The sequence below is a fragment of the Ruegeria sp. YKSD179 genome (assembly GCF_059612885.1).
In genome coordinates this window covers 1-15,115 of record NZ_JBXWRL010000058.1, presented here as the reverse complement: position 1 = coordinate 15,115, position 15,115 = coordinate 1, and the positions used below count along the sequence as shown (strand labels likewise).

14 protein-coding genes are annotated in these 15,115 nt (G+C 54.5%); 6 read left to right on the top strand and 8 right to left on the bottom strand.

The window, feature by feature from the left end; genetic code table 11:
* Positions 1 to 3 precede the first annotated feature (3 nt).
* Positions 4 to 2,547 carry a TIGR02302 family protein gene (locus tag AC2FNE_RS20840; RefSeq protein ID WP_496806180.1) on the top strand — a complete coding sequence of 848 codons (2,544 nt, stop codon included), beginning with the start codon at positions 4 to 6 and terminating at the stop codon, positions 2,545 to 2,547.
* 19 nt (positions 2,548 to 2,566) lie between these two features.
* On the opposite strand, the gene AC2FNE_RS20835 is transcribed toward AC2FNE_RS20840, so the two are convergent.
* Positions 2,567 to 3,301, bottom strand: coding sequence for a zinc-ribbon domain-containing protein (locus AC2FNE_RS20835; protein WP_496806179.1), 735 nt, complete (start codon positions 3,299 to 3,301; stop codon positions 2,567 to 2,569).
* Between the two features lie 181 nt (positions 3,302 to 3,482).
* Between AC2FNE_RS20835 and AC2FNE_RS20830 the strand changes: the two genes are divergently transcribed.
* Genes AC2FNE_RS20830 through AC2FNE_RS20815 form a run of 4 tightly spaced genes read left to right on the top strand, consistent with a single transcriptional unit; the run spans position 3,483 to position 6,388 of the window.
* The gene (locus tag AC2FNE_RS20830) at positions 3,483 to 4,160 is read left to right on the top strand and encodes a cell division ATP-binding protein FtsE (protein WP_170474922.1); all 678 of its coding nucleotides are present in this window, start codon (positions 3,483 to 3,485) and stop codon (positions 4,158 to 4,160) included.
* Positions 4,157 to 5,056 (top strand): cell division protein FtsX, encoded by a 900-nt coding sequence (locus AC2FNE_RS20825; protein WP_170605981.1) that lies wholly within the window; start codon positions 4,157 to 4,159, stop codon positions 5,054 to 5,056. The genes AC2FNE_RS20830 and AC2FNE_RS20825 overlap by 4 nt, the downstream gene beginning before the upstream one ends.
* The gene (locus tag AC2FNE_RS20820) at positions 5,056 to 5,796 is read left to right on the top strand and encodes a lysophospholipid acyltransferase family protein (RefSeq protein WP_170605983.1); all 741 of its coding nucleotides are present in this window, start codon (positions 5,056 to 5,058) and stop codon (positions 5,794 to 5,796) included. The genes AC2FNE_RS20825 and AC2FNE_RS20820 overlap by 1 nt, the downstream gene beginning before the upstream one ends.
* Positions 5,783 to 6,388 (top strand): pyridoxamine 5'-phosphate oxidase family protein, encoded by a 606-nt coding sequence (locus AC2FNE_RS20815; protein WP_170605985.1) that lies wholly within the window; start codon positions 5,783 to 5,785, stop codon positions 6,386 to 6,388. Before AC2FNE_RS20820 ends, AC2FNE_RS20815 begins: the two co-directional genes overlap by 14 nt.
* A gap of 22 nt (positions 6,389 to 6,410) precedes the next feature.
* Here AC2FNE_RS20815 and AC2FNE_RS20810 read toward each other — a convergent pair whose 3' ends face one another.
* Entirely contained in the window at positions 6,411 to 7,004 is a 594-nt protein-coding gene (locus AC2FNE_RS20810; protein ID WP_170605987.1) for an NAD(P)H-dependent oxidoreductase, read from the bottom strand.
* Positions 7,005 to 7,105: 101 nt separating this feature from the next.
* On the opposite strand from AC2FNE_RS20810, the gene AC2FNE_RS20805 reads away from it, so the two are divergent.
* Positions 7,106 to 7,693: a TetR/AcrR family transcriptional regulator gene (locus AC2FNE_RS20805; protein ID WP_170605989.1), complete on the top strand. Its 588-nt coding sequence runs from the start codon at positions 7,106 to 7,108 to the stop codon at positions 7,691 to 7,693.
* A 178-nt stretch (positions 7,694 to 7,871) separates the two neighbouring features.
* Here the strand turns inward: AC2FNE_RS20805 and lpdA are convergent, their stop codons facing one another.
* The 6 genes from lpdA to AC2FNE_RS20775 all read right to left on the bottom strand — a co-directional run.
* Entirely contained in the window at positions 7,872 to 9,260 is a 1,389-nt protein-coding gene (lpdA, locus tag AC2FNE_RS20800) for a dihydrolipoyl dehydrogenase (RefSeq protein ID WP_170605992.1), read from the bottom strand.
* A 70-nt stretch (positions 9,261 to 9,330) separates the two neighbouring features.
* Positions 9,331 to 9,600, bottom strand: a complete 270-nt coding sequence (locus AC2FNE_RS20795) for a hypothetical protein (protein ID WP_170474940.1) — start codon at positions 9,598 to 9,600, stop codon at positions 9,331 to 9,333.
* Positions 9,601 to 9,602: 2 nt separating this feature from the next.
* Positions 9,603 to 11,117 carry a 2-oxoglutarate dehydrogenase complex dihydrolipoyllysine-residue succinyltransferase gene (odhB, locus tag AC2FNE_RS20790; protein WP_496806178.1) on the bottom strand — a complete coding sequence of 505 codons (1,515 nt, stop codon included), beginning with the start codon at positions 11,115 to 11,117 and terminating at the stop codon, positions 9,603 to 9,605.
* Between the two features lie 3 nt (positions 11,118 to 11,120).
* Complete coding sequence (locus AC2FNE_RS20785; protein WP_170605996.1) at positions 11,121 to 14,078, bottom strand: 2-oxoglutarate dehydrogenase E1 component; 2,958 nt, start codon at positions 14,076 to 14,078, stop codon at positions 11,121 to 11,123.
* Complete coding sequence (locus AC2FNE_RS20780; RefSeq protein ID WP_170474948.1) at positions 14,075 to 14,617, bottom strand: DUF805 domain-containing protein; 543 nt, start codon at positions 14,615 to 14,617, stop codon at positions 14,075 to 14,077. Before AC2FNE_RS20780 ends, AC2FNE_RS20785 begins: the two co-directional genes overlap by 4 nt.
* A 40-nt stretch (positions 14,618 to 14,657) precedes the next feature.
* Positions 14,658 to 15,115: succinate--CoA ligase subunit alpha (locus tag AC2FNE_RS20775; protein WP_496806177.1), on the bottom strand; the 458-nt coding region annotated here is incomplete at its 5' end.

Sequence of the window (15,115 nt, the reverse complement as noted above, 5' to 3'; positions counted from 1 at the left end):
GTTTTGAGCAATAGACCAAACCTGCCTATTCCACGATTGTCGCTTTGGCTGACACATGCCGGGATGTTGGCCGAAAGAGCGTGGCGCGCCTTCTGGCCCTTCTTGTCTGTTCTAATGGTGATTCTTGCGGCTCTAATGCTGGGGCTTCAGGACATGGTGGGCGTCGAAACCGTATGGATAATTGGTGCGGTGGTGCTGATTGTTCTAGCTGGCACAACGGTATTTGGCTTGCGGCGATTCCGCATACCTAATCGCGCCGAAGCTTTGATAAGACTTGATGAAACCCTTCCGGGGCGCCCGATCCAAGCCTTGATGGATGACCAGGCAATCGGAGCGATGGATGCAGACTCGGTTGCCTTGTGGCGTGCACATCAGGTTCGGATGGGGGAAAGAGCCGCTTTGGCCGAGCCGGTTAAACCTGACCTAAGGATTGCATCGCATGACCCCTACGCTCTGCGATATGCGGCTTTGCTTGCGCTTGTGATAGCGACACTGTTTGGATCCTTTTGGCGAATTGGTTCAGTTGCAGACATGACCCCCGGCACTGCGTCGGCAGGCCAGGGACCGACGTGGGAGGGGTGGGTTGAACCGCCACGATACACCGGGTTGCCGACGCTTTATCTGGCGGATCAGAAGGACCCGACACTGTCAGTGCCTCAGGGCAGCCGGATCACACTACGGTTCTACGGTGAGGTCGGCGCACATAGCCTGACAGAGACCACCTCGACCGCTGGCGCCGAGCTTGCAACCGATCCCGAGCAGGACTTTGTCGCGGAGTGGTCTGGTCAAATGACCATCGAAGGCCCCGCTGGGCGTGACTGGGTGTTGGATGTCATTTCGGACGAGGCCCCTATTATTTCGGTATCTGGCGCGGCCGAAGCTGAAGCTGGAGGTCAGATGAAACTGCCCTTTTCGGCCAGCGATGACTATGGCGTGGTGTCCGGGGCGGCCGTAATCGAGTTGGACCTAGCGTCGGTTGACAGACGTTTCGGTTTGTCAACAGAGCCCGAGCCGCGAGAAATAATCGAGGTGGAATTGCCTATGCCCATCACGGGTGACCGCGCTGATTTCACTGAAGATCTGATCGAAGACTTTTCGGAACACCCTTGGGCGCATTTACCGGTCACAATTTCACTGATGGCTCAAGACGCAGCCGATCAACGTTCTTATTCCGAGCCGTTTCAGACGGCTTTGCCTGCCCGCCGTTTTTTCGATCCGCTGGCAGCCGCAGTGATCGAGCAACGTCGTGACCTGCTGTGGACCCGGTCGAATGCGACCCGTGTAGCGCAGGTTTTGCGGGCGGTGTCGCACAAGCCCGAAAACTTGTTTCGGTCTGACACTGCGTATCTTCGTCTTCGCGTCACGCTTAGACGGCTTGAGACTTTCAACGCCTACGGCCTGAAACCCAAACAACAAGAGGAAATTGCACAAGCTTTGTGGGATCTTGCCGTTCTCATAGAAGATGGCACTCTGGCGGACGCTTTGGAACGTATGCGGCGAGCACAGGAACGTCTGACCGAGGCTATGCAAAACGGTGCCAGCGATGAAGAGATCGCTGAACTGATGCAGGAATTGCGTGAGGCGACTCAGGATTATTTGCAGCAACTGCAACGTCTTGCACAGGAAAACGGTGAAGGTGGCGAGCGGCAGCAGGGTCAAAACGGCGAAACGATGCAGATGACCCAGAATGATCTGCAGGAGATGATGGACCGCATCCAAGAGCTGATGGAGCAGGGCCGTATGGCTGAGGCGCAGCAAGCGCTGGAAGAGTTCCAACAGATGATGGACAACATGCGGGTAACGCAGGGTCAGGGGCAGGGTGGTCAGTCTGAAGGCCAGCAGGCAATGGAAGGACTTGCCGAAACCTTGCGCGAACAACAGGGTCTTAGTGATCAAGCATTCCGGGATCTGCAGGAACAGTTTAATCCGGGCGCGCAAGCTGGCGAAAGCCAAGGCAACGAAGGCAGATCTGGCGGTCAGGGCCGTGGCCAGAGCCACGAAGGGCAGGGCGGACAGGGTCAGGGAACTGATCAAGCCGGCGAAGGCCAGCAGGGTCAGGGAACGCTGGCTGATCGTCAGCAGGCCCTTCGAGACGAATTGAGCCGACAGCAACAGGGTTTGCCCGGATCTGGAACGCCCGAGGGCGACGCCGCGCGAGAAGCGCTGGATCGGGCAGGCCGGGCCATGGATGAGGCCGAAGACGCCCTTCGCGGCGACGATTTAGCCGAAGCCATCGACAGGCAATCCGAAGCGATGGAGGCTTTGCGCGAAGGAATGCGGTCATTGGGCGAAGCATTGGCGCAAAACCAGCAAAACCAGCCTGGTCAAGGTACCCAAGACGGAGACATGCAGGCCAACAACCGTGATCCCCTTGGCCGAAATCAAGGAACCGGCGGATCGATTTCAACCGAAGAAAACCTGTTGCAGGGCGAAGACGTATACCGCCGCGCTCGTGAGCTGTTAGATGAAATCCGGCGCCGTACCGGTGAAACGGACCGACCACAGATCGAACTTGAATACCTTAAGCGCCTGTTAGAGCGGTTTTGATCTGCGCAAGCGGCACAGGTTAATTCTGTACCGCTCCGCCAGCTTGCGTTTCAAGCCATAGCCGGGCTTGATCAACCAATGACACATAGGATTTCAAGACGGGATCAGCCTGAGGCACGGCCTCGCCGATCTGGTTGGCGTTGCTGTATACCAAGTACAGGATCACGCCTATAATCAGAATCAACGCAAAACCTCTCAGGAACCCCCCCGATTTGCGTTGTGCTGTTGGCACGTCTTCAGACTTTTTGCTGACGTCATCGCTTTGCAATCCTGTATTGATCGCCTGGACATCGGGCAGCGCATCTTTCTGACCTGCATCTTCAGAGGTCGCTGTAGCGGCCGGTCTTGCAGGTTTGACTTTGGGTTCATCAGGTTGGTCTAACGCCAGGTCTGGTTGGCTTTCAAGACTGGTGCCTTCCTGGGCGCGCAACTTGGATTCTCGAGCCGCTTCTTCCTTTAGGATGCCAGCGATTGCGGGATCCACGTTCCCCGAGCTGGCAACGGTTGTTTCCGGCTCTATCGCATCATCTTCGGTATCTGCTTCCGTCTGCGCAGTGGGACTTACCTGTTCAGGTTCCGGTTCCGGCTTCGCGGGGGGCGGCTGTACCGGCTCTGGTGTGTCGGTAGTTTCCTGATTCTTGGCCTGAAACCAAGTATGCTCGCAATTCGAACATTGCACGTCACGCCCATTTTCGGGGATGACGTCGTCCGGCACTTCGTATTGAGCGCTACAATTCGGACATGTGAGTCTCATTCTGCCTCCTGGCCTGACTGCCGGCCTGTTCAAAATTTTTGTTGCAATGATATTCCGTTAAGGCTCAACAGCAAAGCGTGTTTTCGGTTTAGCGGGCTAAGTGTCGCCAATTGGACTGTCTGAGGCATTGAAAGTGCTGCCTCTCTGGGGCAAGAGAGGCTGAATAATAAAGGGGACAGGCGTGATCGAGCTGGAAGATGTCAGCTACAGTTATGGCGGCGGCGAGCTGCTGAGCGATGTTTCGTTACAGCTGCAGCCCGGTTCGTTTCATTTTCTAACGGGACCATCCGGAGCGGGTAAAACCACTTTGCTCAAGCTGTGTTATGGCGCATTGCTGCCAAACTCGGGTCGTCTCAGCGCATTTGGGGAAGACATTTCCAGTTTGGATCGTGATCAGATGGCATTGCTTCGACGCCGGATAGGCATTGTGCATCAAGATTGCCGCTTTCTGGATCATATGACCGTGGCAGAAAATGTCGCGTTACCTTTGACGGTATCAGGGAGCACCGCAGAGACGGAACAGGAAAACCTTACCGAGCTTTTGAACTGGGTCGGGCTTGGCTCCCGCCTTCAAGCGCTTCCACCCGAGTTGTCTGGAGGCGAAAGGCAGCGCGCGGCACTTGCGCGTGCGGTAATTTTATCACCTGATCTGGTGCTGGCGGACGAACCCACTGGGAATGTCGACTGGGAAATGTCTCAACGTCTTCTTCACTTGCTGATTGAACTGAACCGAATGGGAAAAACAATCCTGATTGCTACCCACGACCTGGGTCTGATTCGCGCTGCCAAAAGCCAGGTACAGGCCCGCGTTCTTAGGATTTCCCACCGGCAGCTACAGCTCGCGGGGGCAGACCTATGATCGGTGAAGGTGTTCGAGACCTGCTGCGGCGCGACGGACGTGCCGATCGTGTTGTTCCACCCACGGGATTTACCGCGCAACTGACCCTTTTTGTTTCGGGTGCAATGGCGTTTTTGGCCGTTTTTGCCTTGGCTTTGTCGTTGGCCGCCGGACGATTGGCAGAGCGCTGGGCGTCGGAGCTGGCGGGTGCGGCAACACTTCGTATCAACGCGCCAGTCGAACAACTTGCGGCCCAGACCGAGACTGCACTTGTTGTTCTGCGACAAACACCTGGCGTGGCTTCAGCACGTGTACTGACCGCAGAAGAGCAAGTGGCTTTGCTGTCGCCGTGGTTTGGACCGGATCTGCCGTTGGACACATTGCCTGTGCCACAGCTAATTGAGATAACGGAAGGTGATCCCGGGCTGGACGCAGTGGGCCTGCGATTGCGTCTTGGGGCCGAAGTTCCCGGCGCTGTTTTAGACGACCATTCGCGGTGGCGCGAGCCGCTTGTGACCGCGGCAAATTCGCTTCGGCGGTTGGGCTGGGTTTCGATCTTGCTGATCGGAGGAGCTACCGCCGCGATGATCACACTGGCGGCCAACGCGTCGCTGGCGGCCAATGCCCAGATTGTCGAAGTTCTGCGCCAGGTTGGTGCAAAAGACCGGTTCATCGTAGGTGCGTTCGTCAGACGCTTCACGTTTCGTGCGTTTTTTGGTGCTGTGGTAGGTACTCTGCTGGGCATGAGCGGAGTTCTGTTATTACCTGAGGCTTCGGAGGAGGGCGGTTTTTTGACGGGTCTCGGGTTTCAGGGAATTGGGTGGCTGTCGCCGGCGTTGATCCCGTTATTGGGCGCCTGTGTTGCCTTTGTCGCAACATGGTCTGCCGCTCGCCGAAAGTTGAAGGAGCTGTCGTAATGACAATGGTCGTTCAATGGGTGCGATCGCTGATCTTTATGATCACTATTTATGCTTGGATGCTGATCCTTGGCCTTTTCTTTGCGCCTTATGCACTGTTCGCCAAGCGTGGCGCTCTTATGGCCTGCAAGACGTATGCACGAACGACTTTGTGGCTGGCACGTTGGATGGTTGGCATCCGGTCGGAAGTGCGCGGAGTTGTGCCTACAGGCGAGGTTGTTGTTGGGGCAAAGCACCAGTCCTTTCTTGATATTATCGTAATTTTTGACGCCGTTCCGCACGGCAAGTTCATTATGAAACGAGAATTATTGTGGACGCCGATAATCGGCTTATATGCGCGGCGTTTAGGATGTATTCCAGTGAATCGCGGTAAGAAAGGCGCCGCGGTGGCGAAGATGGTCAAAGACGTTGCAAAAGAGTTCAATGAACCTGGACAGCTGGTCATCTACCCTCAAGGCACTCGGGTCGCGCCGGGCGTCCACAAACCTTACAAAGTTGGAACAGCAATATTGTACGAAGGGCTTGGTTTTACTTGTATTCCGGTTGCCACAAACGCAGGCGTCTTTTGGCCCCGAACAGGTATCTTGCGCAAACCGGGACTTGCGATTGTCGATTTTTTGGACCCAATCGAACCCGGCGTAGCCCGCAACGAATTTCTTGGACGGCTGGAAGAGGTCATCGAAATGCGCTCGGATGCTTTGATGCGAGAAGTTGGATTTGACCCTGATGGAATTCATTGAAAATATTACGCAACTTGAAGCGCTTTACGGTGAACCGGGCTCTGCATCCTTGCGCAAAGTGACCCGTCGGCTGACTCCGCTCTATCGTGATTGGATAAGCGCGTCGCGCCTTTGCGTTCTGAGCACCGTTGGACCTGAAGGCGTCGACGGTAGTCCGCGTGGCGACGATGGTCCAGTTGTGTTGGAACTGGACCCAGGAACTCTGGCTTTGCCTGACTGGCGCGGCAACAATCGGTTGGACAGTCTGCGGAATATCGTTCGCGAAGGGCGCGTATCGCTAATGTTTTTTGTGCCCGGTTCGAACAACGTTGTTAGGGTGAACGGCACAGCTCAGCTGACGGCAGATGAGATATTAAGAGAGCGATTTGAGAAACGCGGGAGACGCCCTTCCACCGTGATCGTAGTAAAAATCGCCGAGGTCTATTCGCAATGCGCGCGTGCATTGATACGAGCCGGAATCTGGACAAGAGGTGATGAAAGCTCGTCTTTGCCGACAGTAGGTGAAATTTTGGCGGAAATTACAGAGGGTGAAGAAGGCGGCGCGCAATACGATCAGGAATGGGGTGAACGCGCCGCCAAAACGATGTGGTAACATAAGTCGACAACTACTGCCATTAAACGGCGGCCGCGCCAATCTTGGCTACTTTTTCCACCCAACGGTCGACATTCCCGGGTTTTGGATAGCTGGCTCCTGCGAAATAAGTAAAACGGGTTGGTTTGAAGCCAACGAAACCAAGAATCTGATCTCGAACCTGGCGGATCAAGGCTTGGCGATAGATCAGGCGCATGAACCACCCCGGCGTGTCCGAGGTCAAAATGACCCGAGCGGTTCTGCCTGTTAACATTGGGGCGGGAAACCCGATTTTCGTTGTGTTGCGGGTATCAAATGTGCGTCCAGGAATGAACATGCGATCGATCAGTCCTTTAAGCTTTGCTGGCAGGCCGCCCCACCACATTGGCGTCGTTAGCACAAGATGTTCACTCCACTCAAAGTCTTGCAAAACCTGTTCTAGAACGGGTTCCAGTGGTTTGAATTCATGGTAATTGCCCTGACCGAAGTCGTGGTCGAACTGCAGATCATTAAGATGAATCAAACGGATTTCATGCCCCTTTTTACGCGCTGCATCAGCGTAGGTTTGTGCAAAAGTTCTGGACAGGCTGGTTTCGCCGGGATGTCCATCGAGTATCAGGATCTTCTTGGGTTGCATCGGGTTCTCCTAAATTTGACCACGGTCAATTTATAGAATCAAAAAATGACCACGGTCAATAAAAAATTTGACCACGGTCAAAAAACGTGCAATCAAACCAAATGCAAAAGACAATTCAAAAGAGAACTCTAAAGACACGAGCCCGCTTATTTGCGGCTGCAGAAGCAGTTATTGAAAAGAATGGATACGAGGCTTTGCGTGTCGATGAAGTAGTTCAGGCGGCTGGTGTCGCCAAAGGTACGTTTTTTGCACATTTTCGCGACAAAGACGAATTGATGGAAATTCTAATAGGGCAAAAGCTCGTGGCTTGCTTCGATCAGGTTGAAAAGGGCTTAGTGCCCAAAACCGCGCTGGAAATTATCGATGCACTTGAACCTATTCATTCATTTATGACTTCTGAACGATACGTGTTTGATCTGATTATCCGGTATTCTGGTGCCACGGCAATTGCCGAGATCGGACCTATCGCGATGTGCTTTGAACGCTATGTCAGGATGACTGCTGTTTGGCTGGAATCTGCGGAAGTGCGTGGAGATGTGTCCGCTGATTTACTTGCGGAGGGCGTCCAAGCCTTTGCGCTTCAGTCGATGTCGCTAAAATATTGTGCCTTGCATGAGTCGCAAAGTTTTAGGGACAGGTTGGAGGTTTATCTGAACGCCTGGTTGAACCCGATCGTCCAGAAAACCTAGTAACTGACCGTGCGCAAACCGAGCCAGCCTTAAGCTTTGTAAGTATCGGGTACCAGCAGAATTTAAGGCACGGCGCGTTAAGTCTGAATTCGACAATTTGACAGCTAAAAGCAGCTTATCCGTCTGCGACGAAAGGCGGGCTAATCGCCCACCTGTGTCTCGTCCGGCCCTTCCAATCTTAGCTGTGAATTGGTCCGTCACCGCAGGCAAGCGCTGCCTCTCGGACTGCTTCGGAATAGGTCGGGTGAGCATGGCAGGTAAGAGCCAGATCTTCGGCGGAAGCGCCAAATTCCATCGCTACGCAAACCTCATGAATAAGATCCCCTGCCGCCGGGCCGATAATATGAGCGCCCAGTATCCGATCCGTTTCTTTATCCGCCAGGATTTTGACAAATCCATCCGCCGCAAAATTCGCTTTTGCGCGGCCGTTGCCCATGAACATGAATTTGCCGACCTTGTAAGCGCGGCCCTGTTCCTTGAGTGTGTCTTCGGTTTCGCCGACGTTAGCGACCTCTGGCCAAGTGTAAATTACGCCCGGAATGACTCCATAGTTCACATGCCCATGCTTGCCCGCGACTTGTTCGGCAGCGGCCATTCCTTCGTCTTCAGCCTTATGCGCCAGCATGGGACCTTCAATTACGTCGCCGATCGCAAAAATACCGGACACATTAGTTTGCCAATCGGCGCCGACCTTGATTTGCCCACGCGGGGTCATCTCGACACCCAATGCCTCTAGGCCCAGCCCATCGGCGAACGGTTTACGCCCGGTGGCAACCAGTACGGTGTCAGCCTCAATCACGTGCTCGCTATCGTCTTTGCGCAATTTATAGGTGACTTTCGCTTTGGTCTTGGTTGCTTCGGTTTTTTGAACGGCCGCACCCATGACGAATTTAAGGCCCTGTTTTTTGAGAATGCGTTGGAAGGTTTTTTGTACTTCGGGGTCCATGCCCGGGGTAATGACATCGAGGAATTCGATAACCGTCACCTCGGCACCCAACCGCTGGTACACTGATCCCAGTTCCAACCCGATGACACCGGCACCGATGACAATCATCTTTTTCGGTATTTTGTTCAGCGAAAGAGCCCCGGTAGAAGTCACGACCACTTTTTCGTCAACCTCGACCCCCGGCAGAGAAGACGGCTCGGACCCAGTCGCTATGATGATGTTCTTGGCCGTATGCACCTCGTCACCCACCTTTACCTGCCCTGGCGCCGGGATCGAGCCCCACCCCTTCAGCCAGTCGATCTTGTTCTTTTTGAAAAGGAATTCGATGCCCTTGGTGTTGCCCTCGATTACTTCGTCTTTATAGGCCTGCATTTGTTTCCAATCGACCGAGGGGCTTTTACCCTTAAGACCCATCTTGGCAAAGTTATGCTCGGCCTCGTGCAAACTATGGCTAGCGTGCAGCAAAGCTTTGGACGGGATGCAACCTACGTTCAGGCAGGTGCCGCCCAAAGTCTCACGCCCTTCGACACAGGCGGTTTTCAGACCCAGTTGAGCGCATCGGATAGCGCATACATAGCCGCCAGGCCCCGAGCCGATTACGATGACGTCATAGTTTGCCATTTTTGTTTCTCCTAAGTCGCGCGGGGCGTGTTGTTAGAAAGGTGACCCAAATTTGGGAACTTGTTTGGCTTTACACAGGCGTGAGCACTTTGATCTTGATATGCGCGACCCCGCCTCGTTCAAGGTGCATAGCGAGTTCTTCGGATTCAAAGAAATCCCGGGCCTTTTCCAGATCGGTTATTTCGAACAATGCTATCGCGTGGTCGTGCTGGTCAGGGTCGCGCCATATTTTAAGATCACGAATACCGGCTGCTTCGCGCATCGGTTTGTCATCACGAAAAACACTCAACCAGACATCAAAGTCCGCCACGTCCGCCTGCCATAAAACATGCGTGGTCATGGCTAGAGGTCCATCAGCAGGCGACGTGGGTCTTCTAACGCCTCTTTAACTCGGACCAGAAAGGTCACGGCGCCTTTGCCGTCTACGATCCGGTGATCATAAGACAAGGCTAGATACATCATCGGGCGAATCTTGATTTCTCCGTTGATGACCATTGGGCGCTCCTGAATTTTGTGCATGCCAAGAATACCTGACTGCGGCGGGTTGAGGATTGGCGAAGACATTAACGAGCCATAAACCCCGCCGTTCGAGATGGTAAAGGTCCCACCCTGCATCTCTGCCATGCTCAGTTTTCCGTCGCGCGCGCGCTTGCCTTTTTCAGCAATTGCTTTTTCGATTTCAGCAAACGAAAGGCTATCGGCGTCCCTTATCACGGGCACAACCAAACCCTGCGGTGTACCAGCGGCGACGCCCATGTGCACGAAGTTCTTGTAGACAATGTCGGTTCCGTCGATCTCGGCATTCACCTCGGGCACTTCTTTCAGTGCGTGACAGCAGGCCTTGGTGAAAAACGACATAAAGCCCAGGCGCACACCGTGCTTCTTTTCGAACTGGTCTTTGTACTGGCTTCGAAGGGCCATTACTTCGGTCATGTCGACTTCGTTGTAGGTGGTCAGGATGGCAGCGGTGTTTTGAGCGTCCTTCAGGCGTTTTGCGATTGTTTGGCGCAGTCGGGTCATGCGCACGCGCTCTTCACGTGATGCATCTTCGGCGGCGACAGGGGCCCGCGCCGCTTGAGCGGCGGGGGCGGGAGCCTCCGCAGCGGGGGCTGGTGCTGATGCGGTCGCAACCGCGCGTGCCACATCTTCTTTCATGATGCGCCCATCGCGCCCAGTGCCGCTTACTTGATCCGGAGAAAGTCCCGCTTCTGCCATTGCTTTTTCAGCCGATGGCGCATTCGCAATGTCTTTACCAGAACTCTCGGTCGCAGCGGGTGTCGTCGGTGCAGCTTTTGATGCCGGAGCCGCTCCTGCAGCCGCGCCCGAAATCACTGCCAGCCTTGCCGCAGCGTCTACCGTTGCACCTTCAGGTGCAACAATCTCGGCCAGAACACCCGATGTCGGAGCGGGCACCTCAACCGAAACTTTGTCAGTTTCCAACTCACAAAGCATTTCATCTTGTGCGACGCTGTCACCGACTTGCTTGAACCATGTCGACACGGTTGCCTCGGTCACCGATTCACCCAGAGTAGGTACCATCACGTCAATACTGCCACCCGAAGCGGCGTGCGTAGTGGCCGGAGCAGGCGCAGCGGCGGTAGGCTCAGGGGCCGCGCCTTCACCAGCGACAATGGTTGCCAGAAGGGCGTCGACACCAACAGTTTCACCTTCTGCCGCGACGATCTCGCCCATCACTCCGGCTGCAGGCGAAGGTACTTCGACCGTCACCTTGTCTGTTTCCAGCTCGCATAGCATCTCATCCACAGCGACTGCATCGCCAGGTTTCTTGAACCATGTCGCAACCGTGGCTTCGGTTACCGACTCGCCAAGCGTGGGAACACGAACTTCAATCGACATCGTTTACTTTCCTTCAATGCTTAGCGCTTCGTTCACCAGCGCTTCTTGTTGGGCTTTGTGTTGGCTAGCCAGACCCGTCGCGGGCGAGGCCGATGTTGCGCGGCCGACGTAGCGCGGCCGTTTGTGATCAGCGCCGATGCGCGTCAAGACCCACTCGATATTGGGTTCAATAAACGACCATGCGCCTTGGTTCTTTGGCTCTTCCTGACACCAGACCATTTCCGCCCCTTTGAAGCGGTTCAACTCGTTGATCAGAGAATGCGCCGGGAAGGGATAATACTGCTCGATCCGAAGCAAATAGACATCATCAATGCCGCGCGCATCCCGCTCTTCCAGAAGGTCGTAATAAACCTTTCCAGAACACATCACGACGCGTTTGATCTTTTCATCGGCCACCAGCTTGGTATCCGAATTTCCATGTTGGGCGTCATCCCAAAGTACCCGGTGGAAACTGGAACCAGTAGTGAATTCCTGGGCCGTGCTGACGGCCAGTTTGTGACGCAGCAGCGACTTTGGCGTAACCAGTATCAAAGGTTTGCGGAAAGTGCGGTGCAACTGCCTGCGTAAGATATGGAAATAGTTCGCTGGCGTGGTGCAATTCGCCACAATCCAATTGTCCTGTCCGCACATCTGCAGGAACCGTTCAAGTCGAGCTGACGAGTGTTCAGGCCCTTGGCCTTCGAATCCGTGCGGCAGCAAGCAGACCAAACCGGACATACGAAGCCACTTTGATTCACCCGAGCTGATGAACTGGTCAAACATGATTTGGGCACCGTTGGCGAAATCGCCGAATTGCGCTTCCCACAAGGTCAGCGCGTTGGGTTCCGCCAGAGAGTAGCCATACTCAAACCCCAAGACCGCATATTCGCTGAGCATCGAGTCTATTACTTCGTAATGAGACTGCCCCTCGCGAATGTTATTTAGAGGATAATACCGCTCTTCGGTTTCCTGGTGCACAAAGCCCGAGTGTCGCTGGCTAAACGTACCACGCGTTGCGTCCTGGCCAGACAGTCTTACCGGATAACCTTCGGTTAGCAATGAACCAAACGCCAGTGCTTCCCCAGTTGCCCAATCGAAGCCTTTGCCAGAATCGAACATTTGTTTTTTGTGATCAAGCAGCCTTGCAACTGTCTTGTGAACAGCAATGTCGTCCGGAGCATGGGTTAAGGCTGCGCCGACCTCGGCCAGAGTCTCGGGCGTAATCGCGGTTTCGCCGCGCACATACTCTTCCTTGTTTTTGTCCAGGTGCGACCACCGACCGTCAAGCCAGTCTGCCTTGTTGGGCTTGTAATCCTTGCCGGCGTCAAACTCATCGTTCAGATGCGCCTGAAAGGCGGCTTTCATGTCCTCAATTTCACCCTCTGGGATCAGTCCGTCCTTGACCAACCGTTCTGTGTACAGCGACAGCGTGGTTTTATGCGTCTTAATCTTTTTGTACATTATCGGATTGGTGAACATGGGTTCGTCGCCCTCGTTATGACCGAACCGTCGATAACAAAAGATGTCGATGACCACGTCTTTGTGAAATTTCTGACGGAATTCTGTTGCCACCTTCGCCGCGTGCACCACTGCTTCGGGGTCGTCCCCGTTAACGTGGAAGATCGGAGCTTCGACCATCAGTGCGATATCCGTTGGATACGGGCTGGAGCGCGAGAAATGCGGCGCTGTGGTAAATCCGATTTGGTTGTTCACCACGATATGCATTGTTCCGCCTGTCTTATGTCCGCGCAATCCTGACAGGCCAAATCCTTCGGCTACAACACCTTGACCGGCAAACGCTGCATCTCCATGCAAAAGTATGCCCATCACTCTTGTGCGTTCAGTATCGTTCAGCTGATCCTGCTTGGCGCGGACTTTGCCCAATACCACGGGGTTGACAGCTTCAAGGTGGCTGGGGTTGGCTGTCAGCGAAAGATGAACGCTGTTGCCGTCGAACTCGCGGTCACTTGACGCACCGAGGTGGTATTTTACATCGCCAGATCCATCCACGTCTTCGGGTTTAAAGCTGCCGCCCTGAAATTCGTTAAAGATCGCCCGGTAGGGCTTGCGCATAACGTTAGCGAGGATGTTTAAACGGCCTCGGTGCGGCATACCAATGACGATGTCGCTGACGCCGAGTGCACCACCCCGCTTGATAATCTGTTCCATAGCTGGGATCAGGGCCTCACCCCCGTCCAGGCCGAAACGCTTGGTGCCCATATACTTCACATGCAGGAACTTTTCGAAGCCTTCGGCTTCGACCATCTTGTTCAGAATTGCCTTGCGCCCTTCGCGAGTGAACGAGATTTCTTTGCCGTAACCCTCAATCCGCTCTTTGAGCCATGCGGCCTCTTCCGGGTTTGAAATATGCATGTATTGCAGTGCAAATGTGCCGCAATAGGTGCGCTTTACAATCTCGACAATCTGCCGCATCGAGGCCATTTGAAGGCCCAGCACATTATCGATGAAAATTGGCCGGTCCATATCGGCTTCTGTGAAGCCATAGGTTTTGGGATCAAGTTCGGGGTGCGTGCTGGCTGCGCGCATTCCAAGCGGGTCCAAATCAGCGGCCAGATGGCCGCGAATGCGATAGGCCCGGATCAGCATCAGCGCCCGCAGGCTGTCCAGCACCGCGCGTTTAACTTGGTCTTCACTAACTTCGACGCCTTTGGCGTCAGCCTTTTCTTTGATCTTCTTGCCAGCAGCTTTGGCATCGATCTCAGCCCATTCGCCAGTAAGCGCTCCGGTCAGGTCGTCTGAGGGCATCGGGGGCCAATCGTTGCGCGCCCACGACGGGCCTTCGGCCTCTTTCTGTACGTCCGGTGAGGCATCGCCCATAGCCTTGAAAAACTCGGCCCAGGCAGCGTCCACCGCTCCAGGGTTTTTGGTGTACTGGGCATAAAGCTGTTCCAGATACTCAGCATTGTGTCCCTGCATGAAGCTTGAAGCATGAAAGGCAGAGTTGGGCGAATGTTCGGTCATTGGGCTACCTCATGTGGGTTGGGACCGTATTGATTTGCGCCTGGCTGACTGGGTCGGGTCAGCCACCAAAGCACCAAAAGGGGTGACACAAATAAAACTAGCAATGTCGGAATAACAATCAGCAGAGTGGCGCGCGTGAAAAGAATGTCCATGGTTCCACCATGTTGGAAGCTGGATGCGATACCAATACCAAAGATTAAGACTGCAAATGCACCAATTATCAGTAGGATCGGCAGCAAGGCGTAAAGACCGCTGCGCCCAGTGTCATGCATGCGCCGCCAAGCGACTGCCAGATGCGGGAAGAAGACGATTAGGCCTGCGATGGATTGGACCGGTTGAGAGGAAGTAGCCGAAACTGACTTAACTCCATCGGCTTCGGCCGTTGTAACCTGAGTAAAAAACTGCCAGTCAATGATCCCTGCGATTACGTTCCAGATCACGATAAATAGAAAAAAGAACCAGTACTCGGGCCGCGACGCACGGCCCGAGAACGTAAGGAATTTCGAGAAACACGTTTTAACGGCGTCGCTAAAAGTCATGTGTTTCTTCCTCCCGATTTAACCAATCATAACGACGCTGTCAGCCGATTGCTTCAAGCACAGCCTCACCCAGCTGTGCAGGGCTTTCAGCTACGACAATGCCGGCCGACCGCATTGCTTCGATCTTGTCCTCGGCACCACCTTTACCGCCGGCGACAATTGCACCCGCGTGACCCATTCTGCGGCCCGGAGGTGCGGTGCGACCTGCAATGAAGCCAGCGGTTGGTTTCTTGCGGCCCTTCTTGGCCTCATCCGCCAGAAACTGCGCGGCTTCTTCTTCGGCCGAACCGCCAATCTCGCCGATCATGATTATTGACTCAGTCTCATCATCCGCCAGAAACCATTCCAGCACGTCGATATGTTCCGTACCTTTGATCGGATCGCCTCCGATACCGACACAAGTGGACTGACCCAAACCGACATCAGTGGTTTGCTTGACTGCCTCATAAGTCAACGTGCCCGAACGCGAGACAACGCCAACCGAGCCGCGTTTGTGGA

Excerpts from the sequence above, each read along its gene's own strand:
- odhB (WP_496806178.1), bottom strand. The coding sequence starts at position 11,117 with ATGTCGATTGAAGTTCGTGTTCCCACGCTTGGCGAGTCGGTAACCGAA.
- lpdA (WP_170605992.1), bottom strand. The coding sequence starts at position 9,260 with ATGGCAAACTATGACGTCATCGTAATCGGCTCGGGGCCTGGCGGCTAT.
- AC2FNE_RS20815 (WP_170605985.1), top strand. The coding sequence starts at position 5,783 with ATGGAATTCATTGAAAATATTACGCAACTTGAAGCGCTTTACGGTGAA.
- AC2FNE_RS20795 (WP_170474940.1), bottom strand. The coding sequence starts at position 9,600 with ATGACCACGCATGTTTTATGGCAGGCGGACGTGGCGGACTTTGATGTC.
- AC2FNE_RS20805 (WP_170605989.1), top strand. The coding sequence starts at position 7,106 with ATGCAAAAGACAATTCAAAAGAGAACTCTAAAGACACGAGCCCGCTTA.
- AC2FNE_RS20810 (WP_170605987.1), bottom strand. The coding sequence starts at position 7,004 with ATGCAACCCAAGAAGATCCTGATACTCGATGGACATCCCGGCGAAACC.
- AC2FNE_RS20820 (WP_170605983.1), top strand. The coding sequence starts at position 5,056 with ATGACAATGGTCGTTCAATGGGTGCGATCGCTGATCTTTATGATCACT.
- AC2FNE_RS20835 (WP_496806179.1), bottom strand. The coding sequence starts at position 3,301 with ATGAGACTCACATGTCCGAATTGTAGCGCTCAATACGAAGTGCCGGAC.
- AC2FNE_RS20785 (WP_170605996.1), bottom strand. The coding sequence starts at position 14,078 with ATGACCGAACATTCGCCCAACTCTGCCTTTCATGCTTCAAGCTTCATG.
- AC2FNE_RS20825 (WP_170605981.1), top strand. The coding sequence starts at position 4,157 with ATGATCGGTGAAGGTGTTCGAGACCTGCTGCGGCGCGACGGACGTGCC.
- AC2FNE_RS20780 (WP_170474948.1), bottom strand. The coding sequence starts at position 14,617 with ATGACTTTTAGCGACGCCGTTAAAACGTGTTTCTCGAAATTCCTTACG.